Source organism: Psychrobacter phenylpyruvicus DSM 7000 = NBRC 102152 (assembly GCF_000685805.1).
GTDB classification, from domain to species: domain Bacteria; phylum Pseudomonadota; class Gammaproteobacteria; order Pseudomonadales; family Moraxellaceae; genus Psychrobacter; species Psychrobacter phenylpyruvicus.
The window spans coordinates 115,527-141,370 of sequence record NZ_JMKP01000005.1 but is presented as its reverse complement, the minus strand read 5'-3'; the positions used below and the strand labels follow the sequence as shown (position 1 = coordinate 141,370).

Below are 25,844 nucleotides of genomic sequence, written 5' to 3'. Positions count from 1 at the left end.
TATTTTAAGTTTTTTTAAAATAAAGCTTGCTTAAAGGTAATAAGGTCCCTATACTACATTCCTGCTTAAGAGAAACCCGCAGCAAATCATTACCTCGTAGTATTAGCATTAATCCTCCGTTTTAAGATTTACCGTAGTTGCTCAAGCGTTACCCGACCAAATTGGTCATTATGTTTTAAAATTAGGAAGATGAATATGTCAGATACTATCAAAGGTACAGTAAAGTGGTTTAACGAAGCTAAAGGTTTTGGCTTTATTGCTCCAGAAACTGGTCCAGACGTTTTTGCTCATTACAGCGAAATCGCAAGCTCAGGTTTCAAGACCTTAGCTGAAGGCCAAGAAGTTGAGTTCACAGTAACTCAAGGTGCTAAAGGCCCACAAGCCCACGGTATCACAGCTATCTAAATAGCGATGATGATTTAAAGTGATGATAATTGAATATTAATTTAATATTAACTTCATAACATTACTTTAAATGAATCAAAAAAACGAGCCCTTGGCTCGTTTTTTTTCGTCTGCACTTTTTGTTCGGCTCTAAATTGTTAGGTGTCAAAGTTGAATTTCAAGGAAAATCTGTTTTAGCCAAGGCTGACTGCTCCTTAACGATAAAAATAAAAGCTAGTATTTATATATAATTTAATATATTATATATTTATATAATGATTAGCTTGTAATCAAAAAACCCGTTAAGGAGGGAATCTATTATGCAAAAGAATGTTGGCGATACAGACAGAATGATTAGAATCATTGCAGGAATTATTATTCTAGCCATTGGTGTGTATTATGGTAGCTGGTGGGGATTGATAGGTCTTGTACCTTTATTTACCGGTTTAACTCGATCTTGTGTACTGTATAAAATGTTAGGTATTAACACTTGCAAGCTTAATTAATCCATTTTTTGGTCCAGTATTCTGTTAACTTAAAATTAGGAGAGAGCAGTGAGTAAGTCCTTTAATGATATCACCAAGCATGTAAACAAAAATTTAGCAGTCTTAGGTAAGACTATCCCAGAGACGACCAAAGCTTTTTCAGGTCTTGCCCAAAGTGCTTCGGCAGCTGGTGTCTTAGATCAAAAACAAAAAGAGCTTATTGCTTTGGCGATAGCAGTGTCTCAACGCTGTGACGCTTGTATTGGTTTTCATACCAAAGCACTGATCAGGCTTGGGGCAACTCGTGAAGAGATTGCTGAAACACTGGGTGTCTGTGTTTATATGGGCGGCGGTCCAAGTCTTATGTATGCTGCAGAAGCCATGTCTGCTTTTGAAGAGTTCAGTGAGTAGAGATAATTTTAAGTTCAAATAGAGCGAAGGGTTCGCCATTGTTGAAATAACAGCAAGAATCTGAATTACTGAGCTTTTTACTAATTAAATAACTAACTAACTAAATTAATAACTAACTAGCTAGCTTTTAATTATTAAGTCTTAATTTCTGTAGTCGTATAGGCGGCAGAGATTAAGACTTTTTTTTAGCTAAAACTCTTAATCCCTAAAAGGAATATGGGATTGTATTGGTTAATCTATAAATATAATGTAATATCATATTATATTATATGTAACTAAGAAGTAACCAGTAGCATAGCTATATTTCAATAAAGTTTCTATAAGTAATGGGGTAAAAGTAGTTTTGGTCGCTTTCTTCCTATTACTACTAAGCAATGATTAATACGACCTGAGTTTATTATCAGGTTGTCATGAGAACAAGAGTTTTAGGAGTCATGGATATGACAAAAAGAAAATGGCCAATGATTATAGTGCTTGGGGCATTATTGGTTTTAATATTGGCATTTTTGTTCAGTATGCTGCTGACCAAAATGCGCAGTGTAGATGAGTCTGTTACCACCTCAATCCAAGTGGATATTAACGATCCAGCACTTATTAAGAGAGGAGAGTACGTGGCCCGCACTGCAGACTGCGTTGCGTGTCATAGTACTTTAGATGGTGAAGCCTATGCTGGTGGCCTGCCAATGTTGACCCCACTAGGTGCTATTTATTCAACCAACATTACCCCAGATAAAGAAACGGGCATCGGTAATTATACTCTGGCTCAATTTATTAACTCAGTGAAGCATGGGGTTCGTGCCGATAACTCAGCGCTTTATCCTGCAATGCCTTATCCTTCTTACCAAATTATGCCTGATGAAGACATTGCTGCTATGTATGCCTACTTTATGTCAGCGGTAAAACCAGTAAAACAGGCCAATCTAAAAAGTGAGCTACCTCCGGTATTTAACTGGCGCTGGCCTTTGGCTTATTGGCAAGCGATTTTTGCGCCAGAGCGTAAATTTGTGGCAGAAAGCGACGACAAGGTTCTAGCCAGAGGTCAGTATTTGGTTGAAGGTCCAGGTCACTGTGGCTCTTGTCATACTGAACGGGGTATTGGCTATCAAGAAGTGGCGTTATCCAATAAGGACTCTGATAAATATCTAAGTGGCGCCGTCATTGATGGGTGGCGTGCTAAGAGCTTACGTGGTGAGCATCGCGGCTTAGGCACTTGGAGTACAGAAGAGTTGGTAGATTTCTTTAAAACCGGTCGTACCGATAAAGTGGCGGCTTTTGGCGCCATGGCGGAAGTGGTTGAGCACAGTACCCAATATATGACCGATGAAGACTTATATGCGATGTCCGCCTATCTAAAAACCTTAACTCCTGCTCCTGGTAAAGAGGTGACTTTAGCGGCCAAAAAAGACACTACGACGCAAAAACTACTCGATGGTAATTATGATAGCCGCGGTGCTATGTTATATGCTGAATACTGTCAGATTTGTCACCGTGCCGATGGTAAAGGAGTACCTCGTATCTTCCCAGCATTAGATGCCAACAGTGCAGTCATTGCGCGTGATGCAGACTCAGTGCTTCAAATCACCATGAATGGTGGGCGTATGCCGAAGACTCCGTATGATCGTATGGCCTTTACTATGCCTGAGTTTAAACACTTGAGTGACTCAGATATTGCAGAAATTGTGAACTATGTTCGCAATAGCTGGACCAACCAAGCGCCAGAAATTAACACCACAGACGTGGTGAAAATGCGTGCTTTCTTAAATGCCAAACCAGTCACAGCCACAGATTTACCAATGGATCTTACTGTGCCTGCACAGCCAAAAGGAGCAGGTAATGAGTGATTTAAATATGATGAATACCGCTAAAATCAAAAAGTCAGTATTTGCTATAACTATGTTGGGGGCTATGGCAGTGGCTATCAGTGGCTGTTCTGACCCTAAACCTGCAGATCGAGCAGCACCAGAGTTTGTGGTAACTACTGCGGACGATGCTAATGAGGACATCGGTAAATATGTGCTCCCTCAGGATACTGAGATTTTAAAAGAGCCCAATGCTGAACAAATTATCTACGGTAAGCGTCTGCTTAACGAAACCAAACGCCTGCTTCCTGAGCATGTGGGTGCAGAGATGAACTGTAACAGCTGTCACATCTCGCAAGGTAAAGTGCCTTTAGGCGATCCTTATATCAACAGCTTTAACTTCTACCCTCGGGTGATGCCACGAGCGGGTAAAGAAGTGGATTTAGAAATGCGTATCAACGGCTGTTTCCAACGTTCTATGAATGGAAAGCCCTTAGACCGTGAAGGTCCCGAAATGAAAGCTATGATTGCTTACATGGAGTGGCTAAGCCAAAAAATACCTCAAAGCCAGCGCGTGGATATTCAAAACGCCGGTGATATTGATACTTCCTTGGTGGCTGATACCGAACGTGGTGAAAAAATTTACTATGCTCAGTGTGCTAGCTGTCATGGTGATAATGGGGAGGGCTTAAAAGACAGTCGGGGTGATATTGTTTTCCCACCTTTATGGGGCGATGAGTCCTTTAACATCGGTGCGGGTATGGCGCGTACCTATAAAGCTGCAGCCTTTGTTAAATACAATATGCCAATGAGTGTGCAGACGAAGGGTTTATGGGGTCACGGCGGTATCTTGAGTGATCAAGATGCTGTGGATGTGGCCGAGTTCTTCGCTCACAAACCTCGTCCTGATTTCCCAGGTAAGGTCAATGACTGGCCCAATGGTAATAAACCTAAGGATGCCCGTTATTAGGTAGCACTACCATTATTAATTATGCAGCAATTAATGCTTATCTAGCAGATATTGATTGGATAATTATGTAAAGTTAAAGCGTCTAAATCATATCTTAAATTAAACCCTCAAATTGTATTTGGGGGTTTTTTTATTAAACTTATCACTGGTTAAGGCATGTATATAAATTGCTAAAGTATATGACATACCCCTTGGATTTAACCTATACTAAATATTAAATATTGAAAAAAATAATCTAAATTGATGGTCTATTGAGACGGCAATTAGCGACAAATAACTCATTTTTTTCAATTTCTTTCTCAAATAAGGGTGTAATTTCAGAATAAAAAACCCCATACCTTCTAGTTGATAATTATAAAATGAGGTCTACCATGCGCAAGATACCGGTTTACAATCATCCCGCTGCGGGTTGGTCCGCTCTAATAGACTCTTCTCGTGTACTCATGGATTACCAAGCTTTTTTACGCGGTAGTAAGAGTGTATTAGGCAGTAACCAACCTGAATGGGGCTTTGATTGCCCAGGCTGCGCATGGCCCGATCACAAAACCCATAAAACGATTGATGTCTGTGAATCGGGTATCAAAGTGTTGGCCAGTGAGACCATGAATATCTGTGCAGATAAAGAGTTTTTTGCTAAACATTCTGTCACAGAGTTACAAGACTGGTCGGGCTATGAGCTAGAACAGGCAGGGCGTTTGGCGCAGCCGATGCAGTATGATGCGTCTCAAGATAAATATATTCCTATTGCTTGGGAGACAGCTTTTAAGCGTATTGCCGATAAGTTACGAGGTTTAAATTCTCCGGACGAGGCACTGTTTTATACATCAGGCCGTGTCACCAATGAGCCGGCCTTTATGTATCAGTTATTTGTGCGGTTATTTGGTACCAATAATTTACCAGACTGCTCAAATATGTGTCACGAGCCGACCTCGGTCATGTTGACCAAGCAGCTAGGCGTTGGTAAGGCGTCAGTGATACTTGAAGACTTTGAACAAGCCAAACTGATACTGATGTTTGGACAAAACCCAGCCACCAACCACCCTCGTATGCTAGAGATGTTGGCGCATGCACATCAGCAAGGCTGCCGCATTATTTCAATAAATCCTATGCGCGAGCAGGGACTGCGTAAGTTTAGAAATCCGCAGAAAGTCACTCATATGGTCGCTGGATCCAGTGATGATATGGTCGACGAGGTCATTCAAATCCAGATAGGTGGTGACGCTGCTTTATTGACGGGTTTGGCCAAATGGCTTATTGAAAACGACAAATTAAATCAAGATTTCATTGCAGAACATACCTCGGGTTTTGAGCAATTTAGCCACTGGATATCTGAGCAAAATTGGACAGATATCGAAGAGGGCTGCGGCATTAAACAAGCTGATATTATTAACTTAGCGCGTCTGGTTGCGGACAGTCCAGCCACCATTTGTACTTGGGGCATGGGTATTACCCAGCATGTGCAGGGTGATGATAACGTCGCTATGATTACTAACCTGCTACTATTAATGGGTATGATAGGAATAGAAGGCGCAGGGGCGTCGCCGGTACGTGGACACTCGAATGTACAGGGTGACCGTACTATGGGCATTCACGAACGTCCTGCCCAATCATTGCTCGACAGCTTACAAAGTTTCTTTAAACATCCTATGCCGCAACAGCCTGGCTATGATGTGGTTAAAGGGGCCCAAGCCATGCAGCAAGGGAAAATAAAAGCTTTCATGGCAATGGGAGGTAACTACTCAGTTGCTGCTCCCGACAGTCAAGCCATTCAGCAGGCCCTTACTAACAATGAACTTAACGTCTTTGTGGCGACCAAACTCAATGAAACCATGCTTTATCCCGGTGAGAATAATATTATTCTGCCTTGTCTAAGTCGTACTGAGCGCCTAGTTACTAGCAAAGGTAATCAATTTGCGACGATAGAGGACTCTATTTGCCAGATTGTTAAAACCCAAGGTACGTTGAAGCCGATTAGCGATTCTCTTAAATCTGAAGCACAAATTATAGCGGGAATCGCTACTGAGTTGTTTGGTGAAGACAGCCGCTTAGATTGGCAGGCAATGAGTGAGGATTATGATCTAGTACGTGACTATATCGCACAGACTATTGAGGGTTTTGAGAACTTTAATCTGCGTATTCGTGAAAATAAGCGCGGTTTTCATTTATACCATCCTGCCCGTCATCGTCAATGGCATACCGAAAGTGGCAAAGCACAGTTTGAAGTGCCGCAGTATCCTATCACCTATGTGGCGCAAGAGATGCAGACCAAGTCGAATGCTGTAAAAGCGATTAATGGACAGCAGTCCGAGCACAAAGCAGCAGGATCTACTCAAGCGATTTGGCAATTTACCAGCGTGCGTAGCCACGATCAGTTTAATACCACTATTTTTGGTCATGAAGACCGTTATCGTCAGACCAAACGCCGTGATGTATTGTTTATGCATCCCGATGAAATGAGCCGAATGGGTTGGCAAGAAAATGATAAGATTGTTGTTATGCGTAAAGACAGTGAGGGTAATATCCGGAAGTTAGGCCCACTGCTACTTACCAAGATGGATATTGCCTCAAACGCAGTGGCAGGCTACTATCCAGAGTGTAATAACTTGATGGACTTAGACAGTCACGCACCTACCTCACATATTCCCTCTTATAAGTCGGTAACAGTTGAGCTACAACGGATTGAGGAAGCGGTCTCTGCCTAAATTAAATCCATGCTCAAATTGAGTCTGTGCTTAAGTCAGATCTAGGATTACTAGACTGCTTGATTGGCAAGCTTGACTCTTTATCCATAACAGCCAGTTATCCGTAACAGCCAGTTTTTGAGTAAGTTTGTGAGGCAGTAAACCAAAGTTCACGACGTAAATAAGTAGGTCATTATGAGATTAAGGTGGCTACGGCTTTATTTGAAGCAGTGCCACCTTAATTTATTTAAGGATACGACTATTATGAGTGGCTTAAATTTAGGTACAGTGGCACTATGACAGGTAATAATACAAATAACGCTGATACCAGCAACGAAAATAAAAGTTTGGCCCGCCAATACCCCACTGAACGAGCCTCTTATATAGCAGATCCTAGCACCCAAGATGCAAAGCAGTTGCAGGTTCATCATGCTACTGAGAGTTTGGCAGTAGAAGCAGCGATAGCTTTGGTTATTAATGGCATTCATTATGCAGTACTGATGGCCAGCCCCAGTGACCTTAAATATTTGGCACTAGGCTTCCTTTATAGTGAAGGCTTAATACAACATAGTGGCGAGCTGTTAGATTGGAAAATTACCCAACTTACTCCTGAGTCAAACTTAACGGCCTTTATTGATCAAAGATTTGATCAATCGCGAACCCTGCAAGTGTTGGAACAGCAGCTACAAGACTACGAGGCTTATATTGTAGATTTGACTTTAAGTCAGCGCCGGCATCAGCAGATTCAATTTCAGCGGCGTCAACTTTCTGGGCGTACAGGCTGCGGTATGTGTGGCATGACGGGGCTGAGTCAAGCGCTGCCTGACTTAAGCGCGTATCGCCGTGACGGTCCAACTTGCCGTAAGCCGCAGTTAGATACTCTGCTAGATATACGTAATCAGATTGCCAATGCGCAACAGACCCATCAGTTAACAGGAGCGGTCCATGCGGCGGCCACACTCTATAGGGGACAGCTTAAACTGTTTGAAGATGTGGGCCGCCATAATGCATTGGATAAACTCATCGGCTGGCAACTGCGCCATAAGCTACAATTGGAATTGGTTGTGATGACCTCTAGGCTGTCGATTGAGTTGGTACAAAAAGCCATCCGTTGTCGCTTACCATGGTTGGTGGGAATATCTGCCCCCACTAGCACAGCCGTCAAGGTAGCACAGCGATATGGCTTGGGGCTGGCAGGATTTTTACGAGAAAATAGAGTCACTTTTTATACTAATTAGGTGCTCTTTTATATTGATTGGCTGTTTTTTATACCGATTAGCTATTGGCTATACTCAATAGGTGTGAGTGTCTTACTCTTTATAAACTTTATTTAACTTGTTTTTTTATGACGTAATTTAACTTTGTTATGACCACAAATAATGCATTGGCTCAGGTGCTTCTGAACAGTTTTGAGCAACATAAACCGCAGCTACGAGGCAAACGAGTTTGGCTAGCCTGTAGTGGCGGCCGGGATTCGTTAAGTTTGGCTCATCTTTGTCAGCAGCTATTTAACGCAGATAAGCTGCCTTTTTTACCACAGTTGCTACATATCAATCACGGTATGCAACAAGCCAATACCGCTTGGGCACAGCAAGTGTCGAGCTGGGCACAGCAAAATCAGATGCCATGTCAGGTACTAAAAATAAACTTGATTAAAAAGACTGAACAAGAAGCGCGTCAAGCCAGGTATCAGGCAATGATAAACGTTATGAATCACCAAGATGTGTTGATACTAGGGCACCATCAAGATGATCAAGTTGAGACCCTATTAATGCGGCTGTTCAATGGGGCGGGGGTCAATGGGCTTAGTGGCATGAAAGAGTGGTCTATTAAAAGCAGTCAGAATCAAGAGGGTGCTCAAAAAAACATAGTTTTATGGCGGCCTCTGTTGTCGGTTAGCCGGCAACAAATTACCCAGTACGTAGATAAAGAGGGGCTAAGCTATATTGATGACCCGACCAATGTGGCTTTACACAAGAGTAGTAGTGACTTAAATCCGGATCAGCTCAATGATCGGGCTTGGCTACGCAGTGTCTTATTGCCCCATATTACGCAGCGTTATCCTAAGGCAAAGCAGGCTATTGCTCGCACTGGGCAATTAATGCATGAGGCAAGTGTTATTCTTAATGAGCAGTGCAGCCTAGACTTGTCTCAGTCAACCATTAGCGACAGAGCGTTTTGTTCTGTGCTGGATATTAACCAACTGACAAGGTTATCCACCGCTCGACAATCTGCGCTTATTCACAGTTGGCTTGCCCCCACTGCCGCTGAATTACCTCCTTCTAGGCGACTGGTAGAAGACGTATTGAGCTTGATGCACCGTCAAGACAGCAACCATCAAACCTGCTTGTATTGGGACAGTGGCAGGTATCAGTATCAGATTCGTAGTTATCAGCATAAATTGTATCGGTTGTGGCACAGTTGGGAGCAGTGGTTACAAGTAGCGCCTACAACACAGCAGGTAAGTCTCGATATTGACAAAGGGATAGCGTCTCCTCTATGGCTAAAGCCAACAAGTACCGGCTTCGAGTGGCATTTACAAGGATTAAACCTGCTCATAGCTGAGTTAAAGCGGCAGTTGGCTGCGGATATTGAAGCTAAAGCTGAGACTCAGACTGAGGTTGATAGTAATGAGAATAAATCTATTACAGCGTCAAAGGGGGCGACACTCATCTTTCAGCCCTTGCCTCGTAGTCAAAAGATAGCTTTGCCCGGCAGGGTAGGGCGTAAGTCGGGTAAAAAACTATTACAAGCGCTAGATGTTCCTAGCTTCATGCGGCAATCTGTGGTGTTGTGTTCGTTACAGTTGTCCTCTGCGCCTGCTCAACAACAAAGTATTCCTTTGCTAGTAATCACTCCGGAACAAACGCTAGTTTTGCAAAGCCCATTTTTACAGTCTATTGCGCAGCTGGTAGAAAATAGAAAGCTGATCAGCAAGATACATAACTTGTAGTTTTTTATGCTACTAGTGTAGTAAGCCAATTGATATCAGTGACAGTCAGTTGAGTAATATAATCAATAAAATGATGTGTTACACTAGCAATATTATAAATCGCACTAGCGTTTGTATAAAATATAATAATGATTAACTTAATAAAGGCTTGGGCACACATTTTACCAAGCTAAGCTATAAATATTGGGAGAAACAATGGCAGAGCTTAAAGGGAAAAAAATCAGCTTTATTGGTGGCGGCAATATGGCCCAGGCCTTAATTAGTGGTTTGATTGGCCGGGGTGTTAATCCTTCAGATATTACTGTTGCCGATCCTTCTGAGGCTATTCGCGAGCAGTTAAAGCAGCGAAAAATTAATGCCGTAGACCCTACAGCGAATACAGAGAGTGACAACTCACAAGTTGCGGTGAAAAGCGCAGACGTGGTCGTTTTGGCGGTTAAACCTCAAGTGATGCGTCAAGTGGTGTCTGATTTTGCTGAAGTATTGGACAGACAATTGATCATTTCAGTGGCTGCCGGTCTGTCTACTGAAAGCTTAAGTAAGATGCTAGGGGGCTATAAAAATATTGTTCGTGCCATGCCAAATACCCCAGCCATGATTCAAAAAGGAGCTACTGGGCTTTATGCCGCCGACTATATCTCTGAGGCGGACAAAACGTTGGCGGCATCATTGATGTCAGCTTCTGGCTTGGTGAGCTGGGTAGAGCAAGAACAGCAGTTGCACGCGGTAACGGCGGTATCAGGCTCGGCGCCTGCATATTTCTTTTATATGTTAGAGGCAATGATTGACGCTGCAGTTGAACAAGGCTTAGACAGTAAGCAAGCAGCTGCGTTAGCTATGCAAACCGCATTGGGTGCAGCCCAGATGGCCATAACTAGTGAGGAAGACCCTGCAGAGCTGCGCCGTAAGGTAACCTCTCCTAATGGGACCACACAGGCGGCTATCGAGTCGCTACAACAAGATAATTTTGCTCAGATCATAAAAAAAGCGATGCAAGCTTGCTATACCCGTAGTGAAGAGATTAGCAACGAATTGGCTGATTAAGGCAACGGACGCATCAGCTATTAACAACACAGTCACAGCTATTGAATAGGTTGTCGGTACTATACGGTGGTCGACAGCCCGCTTTTTAAATTTAAACTAGTAAGAGTACGTTGAATGACAAGTCTTTCGTATGCCCTATTCAACATGGTGGTAAATTTTGCCATGTTACTGATTTTCATCCGCTTTATGCTTCAGTTTGCAGGGCTTGAGCGCAATCATCCTTATGTGCAACCCGCTTATAAAGCGACCCAAATAGTTGATGTGTTTGGCCGTATTTTTCCTACAGTTGGTGGCGGACGAGTGAACTTAGCGGCAGTGATGCTGTTATTTTTATTAAAGCTGATAGACATCTCAGGCAATGCGGCCCTTGCTGGCCATGGCTACACCCCAATTAGACTGTTCTTTGAGGGAAGCTTATCGTTAATTTTAAGCTTCTTGAGTGTGGCGCGTTATTTAATTATCGGCTCTATTATTATTAGTTGGGTGGTACTACTGACCCAGAAGATGCACCCTATTTTTGAGCTGATTGTGCAAATGGCTGAGCCTATCTTAGCGCCTTTTCGGCGTATCACGCCAAATTTAGGTATGTTGGATTTATCGCCTATAGTGGCCATTTTCGGCTTACTGCTTATTGAGATATTTGTGGATATTATTGCCAGAAATCTATTGCCTATGATTGGCTAATAGCCATGAGTGGAAAAAATAACTGATTATAAAAGATAAAGAAAGGACGCGGGCGAGCATAATATAGGGCTAAAAAGCCATTTAATACGGTTAATTTGCAGAAAAATAAAAAACGCACTTGCAAAGCTGTTTTAGTTTGCTATAATACTCGCCCACAACATGAGGTAACTGGCTAAATCAGCTGAGCACCAAAAGTTGTGTTTTTAGAAGTTTCGGTGAAGTGGGTGAGTGGCTGAAACCGCACCCCTGCTAAGGGTGTATACGTTAACGCGTATCGAGGGTTCGAATCCCTCCTTCACCGCCATTTATTTTGAAAGATTTTAAACTATTAAAAGTTTTAAAAAAATTCAAAAAAATGTTGACTCCTAAAAAAAAGTGGCTATAATAGCCATCCTGTTAACGACACAAGTTAATAAGATAAGTTAGATAAATATGCGCCTGTAGCTCAGTTGGATAGAGCACTTGGCTACGAACTAAGGGGTCGGGAGTTCGAATCTCTCCAGGCGCACCATCTAACCAATCACTAAATCAATCGCCCATTGTTTGGCGATTTTTTTATGCCTGTAATATTTGTAATAGCCTGCGTACTTCCAATCTGCTTCTTAGTTTCACTCCATTTGCTTCTTATCCTCTCTGTCATCTGATCCAAAATAAGCTACAATAGCTTTTATTTTTCTATTAACAAGTCTGTCCTTACTGAGTTGTCATTTCATCATGTCTAAACAACGTACTCCCAAGCTTTCTCGTCGTCCTCAAGCTGCCGCAGCTAACAGTACTGAGCAATTAAGACCCACAGGTATAGAAGGTGTTAGCATCTCTGGTGAGCCAGAAATTGCCAAAGCTTCTACCCGAGTTATTGCTATCGTCTATGATGGCATGTTAATTCTGGCCTTATTATTTTTGGTGGGGACCGTATTAACCGTAATTGGCACCATGATGACTATGGAAACTGGGGTAACCTCAGATCAAGCCCAAACCTTGCCACGTTGGTACCAAAACTTGGTGTTAACCCCAGCTTTCATTTTGACCCTGATTGGCTTTTATGGCCTTTTTTGGCGCCGAGCAGGGCAGACTCTAGGTATGCAGACCTGGCGTTTGAAGACGGTAGATGATAACGGTCAGCTTTTGACTTGGGGTAAGACTATCAAGCGTATTTTAGCTGCTTGTGTGGTCCCGGTAATTTGTGGCGTGATTGGCTATGCCTTTCATGGTTCACGCTCGGCGATGCTGCTGAGTGCTTTTTTTGGACTGATGTTCAATTATCTTTTTTGTTTGTTTAACCGCGGAGGATTGGCGGTACATGATATGCTTTCGGGAACTGTCACCTTAAAAATGCCAAAAATTCACCACGAGGGTTTGATTAAATCTTTAAGAAGCAGGAAAAATAAAGCCAAATAAGAATGGCTTGCATTATTCACATGCTCATACAAATCTTTGTTTAACTAAGACAGTAATCCGTATAGGCTAGGGTTATAATTAAGTAATGAATTAAATAAATTAAAATGTATTTGTAAATTACGGTTTTAATTTGAATTTTTTGATTTAATTATGGAGCCTATTATGAGTAAAGACAGCGGTGTGAATTTTGATCAAGATATTTTTGCAGCACTAATCACCAAGCATGATTTGCAGCGTGATTTATGTGATCAGCTTGAAAAAGAAAAAGATAACAATAAGCGTAAAGACATTTATGAAGAGCTGAAGCTAGAGTTACAGGCGCACGCCGCAGCAGAAGAGCGTCATCTATATATTCCCGTGATGCAACATGATGAAGGTTTAGATTTATCGCGTCATGCCATTACTGAACACCATGAGATGGATGAGATGATGGAGACGCTTGATGATGGCCGTATCAGTCAAGACACTTGGGACACTACTTGCGCGGATCTAATTCACAAAGTTCGTCATCACTTACAAGAAGAAGAGAATGAATTCTTCAAACAAGCCCGTAAGATTTTAGATGATGACTTACAGCAAAGATTAGGCGCTTTATATCAAGTTGAGCATGATGAGTTTGAAAAGACGCACGCTGATGACTAAATAATAGTGATTATTGTCACATAAACCCGCTAAATAATTTTAGTGGGTTTTTTTTATTTATAAAATATAAGCAAGTTGTAACGACCGGTCTATTTTGCTTTAAATTTTCGGATATTGCTCCATAATAGAATAACCGAAAAAGCTACAACAATAAGCTAAAACAACAATAAGCTAAAACCTGTAAACAATTACAAATCCTAAATAGGAAGTACCATGGCATATACTGATTTATTTAACCCTATTGAAATGGGCAACCAAACCTTTAAAAACAGAGTATTTATGGCTCCGCTCACTAGATTACGTGCGATAGAGCCGGGCGATATGCCTAACATTTTAGCCGCAGAGTACTATTCTCAGCGGGCAGGCGCAGGCTTGATTATCACCGAAGCTACTCAAGTGTCGCTACAAGCCAAGGGCTATGCTGGTGCTCCCGGCCTACATGATGAAGAGCAGGTGACGGCTTGGAAGGTCATCACTGATGCGGTACATGCTAAGGGTGGCAAAATTGTGGTGCAGTTATGGCATACAGGCTTAGTGTCGCATGAAAGCTTACAGCCAGAAGGCAAAGCCCCAATATCAGCGTCTGACGTTAATGTGGGCATTCGAACCACGCTACGTGATGATAATGGAAAGCCAATACGTGTCGAGAGCACCCCACCTCGTGCAGCAAGTTTAGAAGAGATTGAACAGGTAGTTGCTGACTTTGCCCAAGCCACTAAATATGCCAAACAAGCTGGGTTTGATGGGGTAGAAATTCATGGGGCGCATGGCTATCTATTGCACCAATTCTGGGCAGAGCATACCAATAAGCGCGAGGATAACTATGGCGGTAGTCGAGAAAACCGGGCTCGTTTGATGTTACAAGTTATAGATGCGTGTGTTGAGGCTTGGGATAAAGATCATATTGGCATCCGTATCTCACCTTTAGGCAGCTTTAATAGTGTGGATGCGGGTTACAATGAAGAAGAAGCCATATGGCTGGTTGAGCAAATTAATAAGCGCAGTTTGATGTATCTGCATCTCTCAGAGCCAGATTGGGTCGGCGGCACGCCTTATTCGACAGAGTTTCGTCAAAAGTTGCGTCAGGCATTTGATAACAGCATCATTGTTGCTGGTGGCTATACTCCTGAAAAAGCGCAGTCGTTGATTGAGGCAGGTTATACTGATGCTGTGGCTTTTGGTCGTGATTACATAGCCAATCCAGATTTGGCAGAGCGTCTCGAGAAGGGTGCGGTATTAAATGAACAGCATCCTGAGACTTTTTATGGCGGCGGAATTACAGGCTACACAGACTATCCTTTTATGGATAAATAATAAACAAAAATCCTTTATCGACCCAAAAAAAGACCTATCTTTCATAGTTAGGTCTTTTTATTTGTAAGGAGATTAAAATATGCAGTCTAAAACAAAGAGTCTAGAAATGGATTTAGCGAGACTCATCTTGCTGATCAAAGTAGCGCATCAGACCGTTTAGTAGCAAGCTGTCCTTAATATGAATCGGGTGGGTTAGGTGTTGGGCCAGTAGCGGGGCATCACCGCCGGTTAAAGTAAATTCATAATTTGGATTGCGCCGTGCTATCTCATTAATCGCCCCCACAATAGACAATAAAATACCTCGGTGTACCGCATCTGAGGTGTTCACACCTTCGCTAATACTGGTAAAAGTGCCTTCACTGATACTGATTTGCTTGGTTCCTGAAAATAAGGCCTCACGCTGCAAATAAATGCTTGGAAAAATGTACCCGCCCAGATGGTGGGCATGATCCACTAGATCTATGGTTAACGCAGTACCACAGCCGACAATACACTGACGTTTTTTTCTATCTACCGCCCCCAATATCTGTAGCCAACGATCTACCCCTAACTGCCCGGCATCATAGTCACTGGTGAGCAAGGGGTGCTGCGCATCCACATGAACAAACTCAAAAGGAATATCCAATGAGGCTAGGGATTCAGCGACTTGGGCATTCACCTCCGAACCGAGCACCGAGGAGACTCCAATAAATTCAGGGGCTAAGGTACTAAACCTATCGGTTAAACCAATCAATAACTCTGCAGGCGCTTGCAAATGCTGTTTGGCATCTGAGGTGATAATCTGACCGATATCATCTGCTAGCCAATATTTAAGTCTTGTGTTGCCTAAATCAAGCCATAAGTTAGACATAAAAGCCCCTTTAGTTAAATTTTAAGTAAGTAAGGTGGGTTAGAAAAATAAGGGTTGCGGCAGTTAGCTTATAGCGGCTCTTATTTTAATAGCGGCGTAATAATAGCAGTTTAAATGAAAAATTTGTCAATCGATGTTCAAAGGCACTGTATTTTCTCAATTGTCCGCTGTGGTATGGCTATAATATGATTTGGCCTTCATTTAGCTGTCCTATAACAGCGCGGCTAACAACACAGCGGTTTTCTGACCCAGTGTTTTAATGTAAACTAAAACAGTTTATCAGATAAATTAAGAGGTCTCTTATTGGCATTGGTACTGATGGCTATTGGTAACTGATGGCTAATAACAATGACAGAGGCCGCTAGTGAAACAAATAAAATGGACCTGCTATAAGGAAAGATATGTCCCTAGCGACTCCCCCTAAACTATTGAAGCTTAGCGTGCTAACCCTAGCGGTCACCCTTGGTGTAACTTCGTTGACAGCGAATGCCCTAGACTTGCCGACGATGCAAGCATTGGCTGAGAATGGTAGCTCAGCTGAACAGTTTAACTTGGGCTGGAGTTACGAGACAGGCAGTGAAGGGCTGGTGCAAGATGACAAAAAAGCACTTCAATGGTATCAAAAAGCGGCCGCTCAGGGCGATGCAAGCGCTCAGTTTAATATGGCGGTGATGTACCACGAAGGTAGAGGCACAGCTCAAGATTTTACAAAAGCAAGGTACTGGTATCAGAAGTCTGCTGCTCAGGGTGATAAGGATGCTCAGTATAATCTAGGGATTCTTTATGAGTATGGATTGGGGGTTCCCGCCGATTATCTTCAGGCTTTTAAGTGGTATTTACAGTCAGCAGAGCAGGGTGATCCAGAAGCACAATACAAAGTAGGGCTGTTTTATGAGCTGGGCATAGGGATCAGTCAAAGCTTTTCGAAAGCGGCTGAATGGTATTTAGCAGCAGCTCACCAAGGTTATAAGGAAGCTCAATATTCATTGGCTGTGCTATATGATGAGGGTCAGGGAGTCTCACAAAATTTTGATAAGGCGCGTAAATGGTACCTTAAAGCTGCCGGTCAGGAAGTGGATGGGGCTTATGTCAATCTTGGAGTCATGTATTATCATGGCAATGGGGTTGAGGTAGATTACTCCAAGGCAGTTATGTGGTTTTTAATGGCCGCTCAAGCAGAAAACCCAGTGGGTCAGTTAAACTTGGCCATGATGTATGAAAGTGGACTAGGGATAGAGCAAGACTACAAAATGGCTGCTGCTTGGTACAGACGAGCTGCTATGCAAGAAGAAGCCCAGGCGCAGTATAACTTAGGCATACTTTATGATGGTGGCTACGGAGTAGAGCTAGATGCTACTGAGGCGGCCATGTGGTATCAAAAAGCTGCTGAACAAGGTATGGCAGATGCTCAGTACAACTTGGCAATTAGTTATCAAGATGGTGAAGGAGTTCCTCAAGACTTCAAACAAGCTTTAAAGTGGTATCAAAAAGCTGCTGAGCAAGGCTATGGTAAGGCAAGCTTCAATCTTGGAACCATGTATTATAATGGTGATGGGGTAAAACAAAGCTACACTGAGGCTAAGAAATGGTTTGAACATTCTTGTGCAGATGACTATTTTGAAGGGTGCGGTGTTTATCTAGATTTAGAAGGGGCGGGATATTAGCTATAACCGGATAGCTAGTCATAAAAAAAGACGCTCATGAGCGTCTTTTTTTTATAGATAGTTTTATTCTTAACCGCTATTAACGGCTGTTATAAAAGGGGAAGCCTAGCGCTCACTTAAATCACGAGCCACTAGTTTTTTAAGCTCTTCAGGAGAAGACCATAGACCTTCTAGGTCATAGAATTCACGGGCTTGGCGCGTCATGATATGAACGATAACACCGCCCAAATCTACTAAGGTCCAGTCGCTGTCTTTTTCACCTTCACGGCCTAAAGGCATAAAGCCTGCTTTTTTGGCAATAGCGCCAACTTCATCAGCCAAAGCATTCACATGACGCTTTGAGGTACCTTCAGCGATAACCATATAATCCATGACGTCTGTCAATTCAGAGACGTGAAGTACGGTAAGGTTTTTTGCTTTTAAATCGTTTAGAGCATCTTGAACCATCTCAAGACATTGTTGTAGTCTTTCATCGCTCATGGGTGTTTTTTGATTTGCGTCTATTGTCATAGCTATCCTATAAGGTTGTCTGTATAAACTTTATGACGTTTAAGCCAAAAGTATGTTTTAAAATTTCGGTAAAGTTTAGTTCATTATGAGGGCTTTGGGTTTTGCGTAGGTGGTATGGAAACCATTAACTCAATAAGAATGATATAAATTGTTTTTCATGATATACGAATATACGGAGCGTGGCAAAGCAGATTTTGCAATATCTGGCTTACCTTGAGCAATTGCTTCACGTATGGCGCTGCTCGATAGGGGGGCTACTGTGTGTGAATCTATGTATATGCGGCCATGAGTGTCCAGCTTCAAGTCCTGTAAGCAGTGGCTAACTTGTGGTTTTAAAGACTCGGGTAATAGTTCAATAATCTCTTCAGCAGTCTGTAACTCGTCTCTTGGGAATACCCATAGGTGAGCAAACTGGGTTAATTTATCGCCATCGCGCCACTTAGGTAAGCTGGCAATATTATCTGCGCCAATAATAAATACCAAGCTGTGGTTAGGATACTGTTGGCGTAACTCAGCCAGTGTATCGATAGTATAGGTGGGCGGAGTTTGCCAGATTTCATATTCGCTAATTGCTAGGTTTAACGGGATACAGTTAGTTTGAGAAGATAAGGTTCCTGTTTGTAGTTCTGTTATGGCTGCGTTCAACATATTCAGGCGATGCTGAGAGGCACTGCTGTCTGTTTTTAGCGGTGAACGTGAAGTGGGCATAAAGTAGGCATTAACTGGGTGGTTATCCGTAGCTAACTTGTGATAAACATGGGTTAATAAGGCTAGGTGACTGTTGTGAACTGGATCAAAGGAGCCGCCTAAATAAACCTCGATAGGCAACTTGCTACTGCGCTGCTTTGAGCCAATATTAGCGCTAGGTAAGTTAGTATTATCATTATTAAAGGTTAAGGGCATTATAAATCCATTAAAATCCATTACCAAAGCGGGCGGTGTATTACAAGCTCAGCAGTGAGGCTAACTAAGCGTATTTATTAACAACATTTAGCTAGCTTATATAAAAAAAGATACTACTTAAAGAAGTAGCCTATAAAAAGTAACCTTCCCAAAACCAACTACTACCGTCAAAATAAAACTAGCCGACAGTTCTGCCGGCTAGTTTTTACTTTTATTGGGTCTATTGACTGAATCTAAGCCTGTGTCTTGAGTCTATTAGACGTCTGGGCTACTGGCTTGGATGGCAGTCAAAGCGATAGTATAAACGATATCATCGACTAAAGCGCCACGTGATAAATCGTTAACTGGCTTGTTCAAGCCTTGTAACATTGGACCCACACTGACCACGTTGGCACTACGCTGTACCGCCTTATAAGTGGTGTTACCGGTGTTTAAGTCAGGGAAAATAAACACGTTGGCTTGTCCAGCAACTGGCGAGTCTGGTGCTTTTTGCTTGCCCACACTCAATACAGAAGCGGCGTCGTATTGTAACGGACCATCTACCATTAAGTCAGGTGCGCGTTCACGCACGATCTGAGTCGCTTGCTTCACTTTCTCAACATCATCACCGGTACCAGAGGCTCCAGTAGAATAGCTGATCATCGCCACCTTTGGCTCAATACCAAAGGCTTTGGCAGAAGCTGCAGATTGAATGGCAATCTCAGCCAATTGCTCCGCACTAGGATCAGGGTTAATCGCACAGTCACCATACACCACTACTTGCTCTGGAAGTAGCATGAAGAAGATAGAGGAGACCAGTGAGTACTGAGGTGCGGTTTTAATTAACTGGAAAGCAGGACGAACAGTGCTAGCAGTGGTATGAACTGCTCCTGACACTAAGCCGTCAACCTCATCCATGTGTAACATAGTGGTGCCCAATACCACACTATCTTGTAGCTGTTCAGCGGCTTGCTCTTCGGTGGCTTTACCCTTACGACGCTCTACAAAGGCTTGAATATATTTGTCTAAGCTAATACTCGCCGGATCGATGATTTCGATATCTTCAGGCAACTCAACACCGCGGTTTTTAGCCACTTGTGCAATTTCATCTGGATTACCAATTAACACACACTGAGCAATACCACGACTTTGACAAATAGCTGCCGCCTCAATGGTTCGTGGCTCTTCACCTTCTGGTAAAACCACTCGTTTTTTGACCTGTTGTGCTTTTTTCACTACTTGGTGACGGAAAGCAGAGGGAGATAAGCGAGGGGTATAATCACGTTCGAAGTAGGACTTCAACCAATCTAGGTCAATATGAGCTGCTACGAAGCGGGCCACTGTTTCTGCACGCTCTGCGTCATCCTTTGGAATCTCATTACTGATATTCGATAAATTTGTGACCGTCTCTAAGCTATTAGTAGGCACGCTCATGATGGGTAGACCCGTTTTCAACGCAGGCTGACACAGCTCAAACACGGTATCGTTTGGAATAATGCCACCAGTTAATACAATCCCTGCCATAGGGATGTCATTCATGCTAGCCATGGCCGTCGCTAACAATAGATCATCACGATCACCAGGGGTAACGACTAGGGTGCCACGGGTAAATATCTCACCCACACGCGAGATGGTACGTGCGGTCAAACTGGTTTTAAGAACTCGGCGCTGTTTGGCGTCCCCTTCATTTAGCCAGCTGGCATTAAGCTGCTGAGCAATATCCCAAGTGCGAGGTACAGATAAGCTGTTGCTAAAAGGAACCACCCCGATTAGGTGGAACTGCTCGGTGGCAAAGCTAGGCGAATGTGACTGCATGGCGCTAATAAAGTCTGCATCCAACTCCAAAATAGCTTCACCGGGTGCCACAGGCTGGGTATCAAAAGTATTGGGTACATTATTGGCACGCATTAAGATACTGCCTAAAGTGCGCTCTCCATTGAGTCCACCAAAGACATGGGCATGCACATCTAACTTGTCGGCCAACTGTTTCGGGTTCTCAAGATCAGCCATGCTAACGAAGATCACTTTGGCATCTAAAGCGGTAGCTAAGGCAAAGTTCACTTGTGACGCATAGGTTACCTCTTCGGTAGGCACTAAACCTTCACAGATGACAACGTTATAATCTTCTCCTAACTGATGAAAATTGGTGACTACCTCTTCCATCAAGTCATCTACGTTGCCTGCGTTCATCATACGTTCAACACGCTCACGAGGAATAGACGGAGGCGGATTTAGGCCAAAAGCATGACGAATTAAGTCACTTGAGCTATCTAAAGTGTGCTGTGAGTCATGCGAGTCATCTTGCAAAAATGGCTTCATAAAACCCGCTTTCATACCGAGGTAATCCAAAGCCTTGAGCAACCCTAAGCCTGCAGAAGTTAAACCAATGCCACGGCCGGTAGGAACCAGCAAAATAGTTTGCATAAACAAATCCTTATTAGTTCAATATATTGGTTTGATTTTTACGTTATTTTTATTGATTTGACTATAGACCCAGTACCGCTCTGGTTTCTTCTGCGATTTGCAGCTCTTCGTCTGTTGGAATAACCCATAGCTCATACTTGCTTCCTGGAGCATGGAAGCTGCCTTCTTCGCCGCCATATAGTTGGCTGTTTTTGTCGGCATCTACTTCTAAGCAAAAGTGACGCATCACTTCTAGAATGCGTGCACGGATAGTCGCTGAGTTCTCACCAATACCTCCTGAGAATATGATGCCGGTTAAATCAGGCAGGGCACAAGATAAAGAGGCCAAATATTTACCGGTGCGATAGCAGAACATTTCAACTGCCAACTGAGCATTCTTCTGGTCTGGGTGTGAGTCATCATTAGCAATAGACTCTACGGTACGCATATCGTTTGAAACGCCTGAAACCCCTAGTAGGCCACTTTCTTTATTCAAAATGACATCGATTTGTTCTAGGTTTAGGCCCATAGTGCGTTTTAAGTGAATGTGAAGGCTTGGGTCAACATCGCCACAGCGGGTGCCCATCATTAGTCCTTCTAGTGGCGTTAAGCCCATACTGGTGTCTAAGCTTTCTCCATTATAGACTGCGGTTGCAGAGCTACCATTACCTAAGTGAGCGATTAACCAACCATGAGGTCCTTCCTTTTCGGTCAGTTGGCTAGCACGATTCGATAAGTAAGCGTGTGACGAGCCGTGGAATCCATAGCGGCGGATGCAGTCATTTTCATACATCTCTTTTGGAATGGCGTAGCGGAAAGCTTTTGGAGGCATGGTTTGGTGGAATGCGGTATCAAACACCACCACTTGAGGTAGGTTAGGGTGAATGGCTTGAACGGCCTCAATACCCGTAGCATTAGCAGGATTGTGTAGAGGGGCCAACTCTTTTAGACGTCTGATTTCTTGTACCACATGTGGCGTCACTTCCACAGCAGAGCTAAACTCACGACCACCATGGACCACACGATGTCCTACTGCAATTGGAGATTGGTCTCCAAGAAGAGTCATAATTCGAACCAAAGCAGCTTTATGGTTAGCCCCTGGGATACGGACTTCGGTTTTTTTACCTTCTAGGCCTTTATGTACAATACGAGCATCATCTAATCCTAAATTCTCAGCCAGACCGGTAATACGGTGATTATTATCTTCACTTATTAAAGCATATTTGATAGAAGATGAACCGCAGTTAACGACTAAAGTTGGCTTGCTGATAATATTGTTGCTCATATTGTATCCTTACATTGAAAGTTTCAAATAAAAAAAAGACATGACACCAAACGGGGTCATAAACTAAATAGGCACAAATGCCCCATCTTTTACCAACACATAACATCCTATTAGGGTGTGGTTCAAATTGTAATATCAGTAACTTTTGATTAAGCAAACTGGTCATCTATTGCTGCAGAAGAGAAATAGATTAAATTTAAGGTCGCCCCAATAACAGCTATGATTGGTTGCTGGTATGCACCTGTTTCAAGTATAGCCTAGATTAATTTGAAAAACATCGGTTTAGTGATTAAAAATAAGTTAAGTTATTAAAAATTAAAAGTTTCTTTTATTATGTGAATTTATATAATTAAAAGCCTTTAGGTAAATATAGAGAATTTTGCTACCATAGAAAAAAACTATATTGTTATCTGCTCATCCTCGTTCACACTCATAGGAAGCTGTTCATGCCAAAGTTTCATTTTCAAACTTATAGCTATAAAAACCACCAAAATTCAAGCGCCCTAGGTTTGGCAGACGTAAATAACGGCACTGTAACTAATGCCTCTATAACTGATGCCTTTGTAACCAATGCCTTTGTAACTACTGTCAAGCCGAGTCGCTTGCCTTTACTTCTTATCCTCTTAATTTTGAGTAGTGTCTTTTTGAGTGGTTGTGGCCAAAAGGGGGATTTGTATTTAGTAAAAGATGCCCCGAGTAATACCAAATTTATTCTGTATGACGGCAATAAGGTAGAAGGTGACACCGCTGCTAGCCAAGCTGAACAAGCAGCAGAACAGCAAAAGATTGAAGAGGCCGCTGCTGCCGAACCGCAAGATTACTAACTTATTCACCCCTAAATAATTCAAGTCATTTATAAATCGTTATTTTAATTGTTTGATTTTAATGATTTAATAAACCCTAACTTCAATATTAAATCTCAATTGGATACCTTTATATTATGAGCATCACAGACTTATCACAGGCGACTGTTCAGCACACTTCAAATGGCTTGCGTATTAATCCTGAAAGCTTTGTTAAAAAAATACCTGCCTTAAGCTATCAGCAAGGGGTGCTCGCTATAGAGGAAGCTTCAACACAGCAGTTGGTACAACAGTACGGCACGCCGTTGTATGTATATTCTAAAAAGGCAGTGCTCGAGGCTTATCAAGCCTATAGTAATAGTTTTGCTGAAATTGATCATCAGATTTGTTATGCGGTAAAAGCCAACTCTAATTTGGCAGTATTAAAGGTGTTGGCTCAGGCTGGTGCAGGCTTTGACTTAGTCTCGTCAGGAGAGCTTGCGCGGGTGTTGGCTGCCGGTGCTGACCCTAGCAAAATTGTATTTTCTGGGGTAGGCAAAACAAGGGCTGAGATGAAGGCGGCTTTGCAGGCAGGCATTGGCTGCTTTAATGTTGAGTCGCTTAGTGAGCTTGACACCTTAAATGCGGTGGCTGCTGAATTACAAGTAAAAGCACCCATCTCTATTCGAGTAAATCCTGACGTTGATGCCAAGACCCACCCTTATATTTCAACAGGTTTAAAGGACAATAAGTTTGGCATTAGTCACGATGTGGCGATCAAGGCGTATAAGCATGCTGACAGTCTACAGCACTTAAATATTGTGGGTATTGACTGTCATATTGGATCACAGCTGACTGAGATCGATCCTTTTGTTGCTGCCTTAGATAAGGTTTGTGAGCTTATTGAGTCATTAAAACAAGAAGGCATTGAGCTTGAGCACGTTGACTTAGGTGGCGGCTTGGGTGTGATGTATATCGATGAGCAAGTGGCAGAAGTGAGCGAGTTTGCCAATGCCTTATTACCCAAGCTAAAGCAGCTGGGCTTAAAGGTACTGTTTGAGCCAGGCCGTAGCATTGTTGCCAATGCCGGTGTGCTATTAACTAAGGTTGAAGTATTAAAGCCTACTGAGCACAAAAACTTTGCCATTGTCGATGCGGCGATGAATGACTTAATTCGTCCGGCTTTATATCAAGCCGAGATGGCCGTGATTCCTATGAGTAGTGAGCCTGAAGCTGGCACCGAGGAGCAAAGCTGGGATATCGTAGGAGCGGTTTGTGAGACGGGTGATTTCTTGGCCAAAAAACGCTTGTTGTCTTTGGCTGTGGGCGACATATTGGCCATCACTGGGGCGGGTGCCTATGGCTTTGTGATGAGTAGTAACTATAATTCACGCCCGCGCCCTGCTGAAGTTATGGTGTCTGGTGATAAACATCAAGTGGTGCGTAAACGCGAGACCATCGAGCAGTTATTTGAAACAGAGTCTTTCTTTGAGCTTGATTGATTTTAATGGTCTAACTTGATTGTTTATAACTGTTTAAATTGGAATTAGAACAGAGTAAGACAGTTGGTTTTACTCTTGTTGTGTAAAAGCCTGCGTTTTATACGTAGGCTTTTTTTATGATTTAAGCAGTTTCTTGGTTAATAGTTTGCAGACAGAGCCTGGTTTTTGGCCCAGAGCAATTATTTATAAACAGTTGATAAGCGACAATAAAAATCAGCTCTAGCTTATTTCTGTTGGCAGCGTTTAGTTATTATCATTGTTATATTCTGCATGGTAAGATAGGGCATAAATAAAATCTAAGGAATAAAAAAATGCTTATAGAATTTACCAAAATGCATGGATTGGGTAATGATTTCATGGTGATAGACTTGGTTACCCAGCGTCTAGATCTGACTAAAGAGCTGATCTCCTTACTGGCAGATCGCCATATGGGTATTGGCTTTGATCAACTGTTAGTGGTCGAGCCACCGATGCGTCCTGATGTCGATTTTCGCTATCGTATTTTTAATGCAGATGGCAGTGAGGTTGAGCAGTGTGGTAATGGTGCCCGTTGTTTTGCCCGTTTTGTCCAGGCCCGTAAGCTGTCATTTAAACAGCGAATAAGGGTCGAAACCAAGTCGGGTATTTTGACCCTGACCACGGATAACTATGGCTGGGTAGAGGTAGATATGGGCAAACCTCGCTTTGAGCCAGATGAAATTCCCTTTACCCCAAAAGCCATTACCAAAATTCAAAACGCCTATCACTTAGACGTTGATGGCACCCCTGTACAACTCTATGTGGCCAATATGGGTAATCCTCACGCAGTTATTAAAGTGGATGATATCCTAACTGCCGATGTGGAAACGTTGGGCAAAGCGATTGAGTCGCATCCAACCTTTCCAGAACGGGTGAATGTCGGCTTTATGCAGGTGGTGAATCAGCGTCACATACTTCTGCGGGTGTATGAACGAGGGGTAGGTGAAACTCAGGCTTGTGGTACCGGAGCTTGTGCTGCAGTGGCTACAGGTATCCGTGAAGGCTGGCTTGACGAGGGGGAGGAGATTAGAGCGCAGCTTTATGGCGGTAGCTTATTGATTCGCTGGTCCCCTGGCTATTCAGTAATGATGACCGGCCCGACAGCCTTCGTCTATGAAGGCATATTTAGCCCAGATGGTATTATGGCCCAAGCAGGTCTAAAGCCATCTGCTTAAGTCGTTAG

22 protein-coding genes and 2 tRNA genes are annotated in these 25,844 nt (G+C 42.9%); 19 read left to right on the top strand and 5 right to left on the bottom strand.

What is annotated here, in order from left to right; all coding sequences use genetic code 11:
- The first annotated feature begins 195 nt into the window (after positions 1-195).
- The 15 genes from G561_RS0103655 (at position 196) to nemA (ending at position 14,765) form a co-directional block, all read left to right on the top strand.
- A complete protein-coding gene (locus G561_RS0103655) occupies positions 196-405 on the top strand; it encodes a cold-shock protein (RefSeq protein WP_011959622.1) in 210 nt (69 codons plus the stop codon).
- Between the two features lie 299 nt (positions 406-704).
- A complete protein-coding gene (locus G561_RS0103650; RefSeq protein WP_028858338.1) occupies positions 705-890 on the top strand; it encodes a YgaP family membrane protein in 186 nt (61 codons plus the stop codon).
- Between the two features lie 48 nt (positions 891-938).
- Positions 939-1,280 carry a carboxymuconolactone decarboxylase family protein gene (locus tag G561_RS0103645; protein WP_028858337.1) on the top strand — a complete coding sequence of 114 codons (342 nt, stop codon included), beginning with the start codon at positions 939-941 and terminating at the stop codon, positions 1,278-1,280.
- Between the two features lie 440 nt (positions 1,281-1,720).
- Positions 1,721-3,121 (top strand): cytochrome c, encoded by a 1,401-nt coding sequence (locus G561_RS0103640; RefSeq protein WP_028858336.1) that lies wholly within the window; start codon positions 1,721-1,723, stop codon positions 3,119-3,121.
- Positions 3,114-4,049, top strand: coding sequence for a c-type cytochrome (locus G561_RS0103635; protein ID WP_201586173.1), 936 nt, complete (start codon positions 3,114-3,116; stop codon positions 4,047-4,049). The genes G561_RS0103640 and G561_RS0103635 overlap by 8 nt, the downstream gene beginning before the upstream one ends.
- A gap of 371 nt (positions 4,050-4,420) precedes the next feature.
- Positions 4,421-6,751 carry an FdhF/YdeP family oxidoreductase gene (locus G561_RS0103630; RefSeq protein ID WP_028858334.1) on the top strand — a complete coding sequence of 777 codons (2,331 nt, stop codon included), beginning with the start codon at positions 4,421-4,423 and terminating at the stop codon, positions 6,749-6,751.
- Positions 6,752-7,026: 275 nt separating this feature from the next.
- Complete coding sequence (gene fdhD, locus G561_RS0103625; protein ID WP_028858333.1) at positions 7,027-7,968, top strand: formate dehydrogenase accessory sulfurtransferase FdhD; 942 nt, start codon at positions 7,027-7,029, stop codon at positions 7,966-7,968.
- Positions 7,969-8,096: 128 nt separating this feature from the next.
- On the top strand, positions 8,097-9,683 hold the full coding sequence (tilS, locus tag G561_RS0103620; protein WP_028858332.1) for a tRNA lysidine(34) synthetase TilS: 1,587 nt from the start codon (positions 8,097-8,099) through the stop codon (positions 9,681-9,683).
- 195 nt (positions 9,684-9,878) lie between these two features.
- Positions 9,879-10,727: a pyrroline-5-carboxylate reductase gene (gene proC / locus G561_RS0103610; RefSeq protein WP_028858331.1), complete on the top strand. Its 849-nt coding sequence runs from the start codon at positions 9,879-9,881 to the stop codon at positions 10,725-10,727.
- Between the two features lie 114 nt (positions 10,728-10,841).
- Positions 10,842-11,411, top strand: coding sequence for a YggT family protein (locus tag G561_RS0103605; protein ID WP_028858330.1), 570 nt, complete (start codon positions 10,842-10,844; stop codon positions 11,409-11,411).
- A gap of 214 nt (positions 11,412-11,625) precedes the next feature.
- Positions 11,626-11,715: transfer RNA gene (locus tag G561_RS0103600), tRNA-Ser, on the top strand.
- Positions 11,716-11,845: 130 nt separating this feature from the next.
- Positions 11,846-11,922: transfer RNA gene (locus G561_RS0103595), tRNA-Arg, on the top strand.
- Positions 11,923-12,125: 203 nt separating this feature from the next.
- A complete protein-coding gene (locus G561_RS0103590; RefSeq protein WP_028858329.1) occupies positions 12,126-12,809 on the top strand; it encodes an RDD family protein in 684 nt (227 codons plus the stop codon).
- Between the two features lie 162 nt (positions 12,810-12,971).
- Positions 12,972-13,451: a hemerythrin domain-containing protein gene (locus tag G561_RS0103585; protein WP_028858328.1), complete on the top strand. Its 480-nt coding sequence runs from the start codon at positions 12,972-12,974 to the stop codon at positions 13,449-13,451.
- 213 nt (positions 13,452-13,664) lie between these two features.
- Positions 13,665-14,765 carry an alkene reductase gene (nemA, locus tag G561_RS0103580; RefSeq protein ID WP_028858327.1) on the top strand — a complete coding sequence of 367 codons (1,101 nt, stop codon included), beginning with the start codon at positions 13,665-13,667 and terminating at the stop codon, positions 14,763-14,765.
- A 112-nt stretch (positions 14,766-14,877) separates the two neighbouring features.
- Here the strand turns inward: nemA and G561_RS0103575 are convergent, their stop codons facing one another.
- Entirely contained in the window at positions 14,878-15,615 is a 738-nt protein-coding gene (locus G561_RS0103575) for a pantothenate kinase (protein WP_028858326.1), read from the bottom strand.
- Between the two features lie 401 nt (positions 15,616-16,016).
- Here G561_RS0103575 and G561_RS13875 point away from each other — a divergent pair, with 401 nt between their 5' ends.
- Positions 16,017-17,279 carry an SEL1-like repeat protein gene (locus G561_RS13875; protein WP_037031581.1) on the top strand — a complete coding sequence of 421 codons (1,263 nt, stop codon included), beginning with the start codon at positions 16,017-16,019 and terminating at the stop codon, positions 17,277-17,279.
- Positions 17,280-17,384: 105 nt separating this feature from the next.
- On the opposite strand, the gene rsfS is transcribed toward G561_RS13875, so the two are convergent.
- The 4 genes from rsfS to G561_RS0103550 all read right to left on the bottom strand — a co-directional run bounded on the left by rsfS (position 17,385) and on the right by G561_RS0103550 (position 22,359).
- Entirely contained in the window at positions 17,385-17,789 is a 405-nt protein-coding gene (gene rsfS, locus G561_RS0103565) for a ribosome silencing factor (protein WP_037031578.1), read from the bottom strand.
- Positions 17,790-17,918: 129 nt separating this feature from the next.
- On the bottom strand, positions 17,919-18,692 hold the full coding sequence (nadD, locus tag G561_RS0103560; RefSeq protein ID WP_037031575.1) for a nicotinate (nicotinamide) nucleotide adenylyltransferase: 774 nt from the start codon (positions 18,690-18,692) through the stop codon (positions 17,919-17,921).
- Positions 18,693-18,947: 255 nt separating this feature from the next.
- A complete protein-coding gene (pta, locus tag G561_RS0103555) occupies positions 18,948-21,095 on the bottom strand; it encodes a phosphate acetyltransferase (protein ID WP_028858323.1) in 2,148 nt (715 codons plus the stop codon).
- Positions 21,096-21,156: 61 nt separating this feature from the next.
- The gene (locus G561_RS0103550) at positions 21,157-22,359 is read right to left on the bottom strand and encodes an acetate/propionate family kinase (protein WP_037031572.1); all 1,203 of its coding nucleotides are present in this window, start codon (positions 22,357-22,359) and stop codon (positions 21,157-21,159) included.
- A 446-nt stretch (positions 22,360-22,805) separates the two neighbouring features.
- Between G561_RS0103550 and lptM the strand changes: the two genes are divergently transcribed.
- From lptM to dapF, 3 genes are all read left to right on the top strand, one after another.
- On the top strand, positions 22,806-23,183 hold the full coding sequence (gene lptM, locus G561_RS0103545; RefSeq protein WP_028858321.1) for an LPS translocon maturation chaperone LptM: 378 nt from the start codon (positions 22,806-22,808) through the stop codon (positions 23,181-23,183).
- A gap of 116 nt (positions 23,184-23,299) precedes the next feature.
- Entirely contained in the window at positions 23,300-24,643 is a 1,344-nt protein-coding gene (gene lysA / locus G561_RS0103540; RefSeq protein WP_028858320.1) for a diaminopimelate decarboxylase, read from the top strand.
- 311 nt (positions 24,644-24,954) lie between these two features.
- Positions 24,955-25,836 (top strand): diaminopimelate epimerase, encoded by an 882-nt coding sequence (gene dapF, locus G561_RS0103535; protein ID WP_028858319.1) that lies wholly within the window; start codon positions 24,955-24,957, stop codon positions 25,834-25,836.
- The last annotated feature ends 8 nt before the right edge of the window (positions 25,837-25,844 follow it).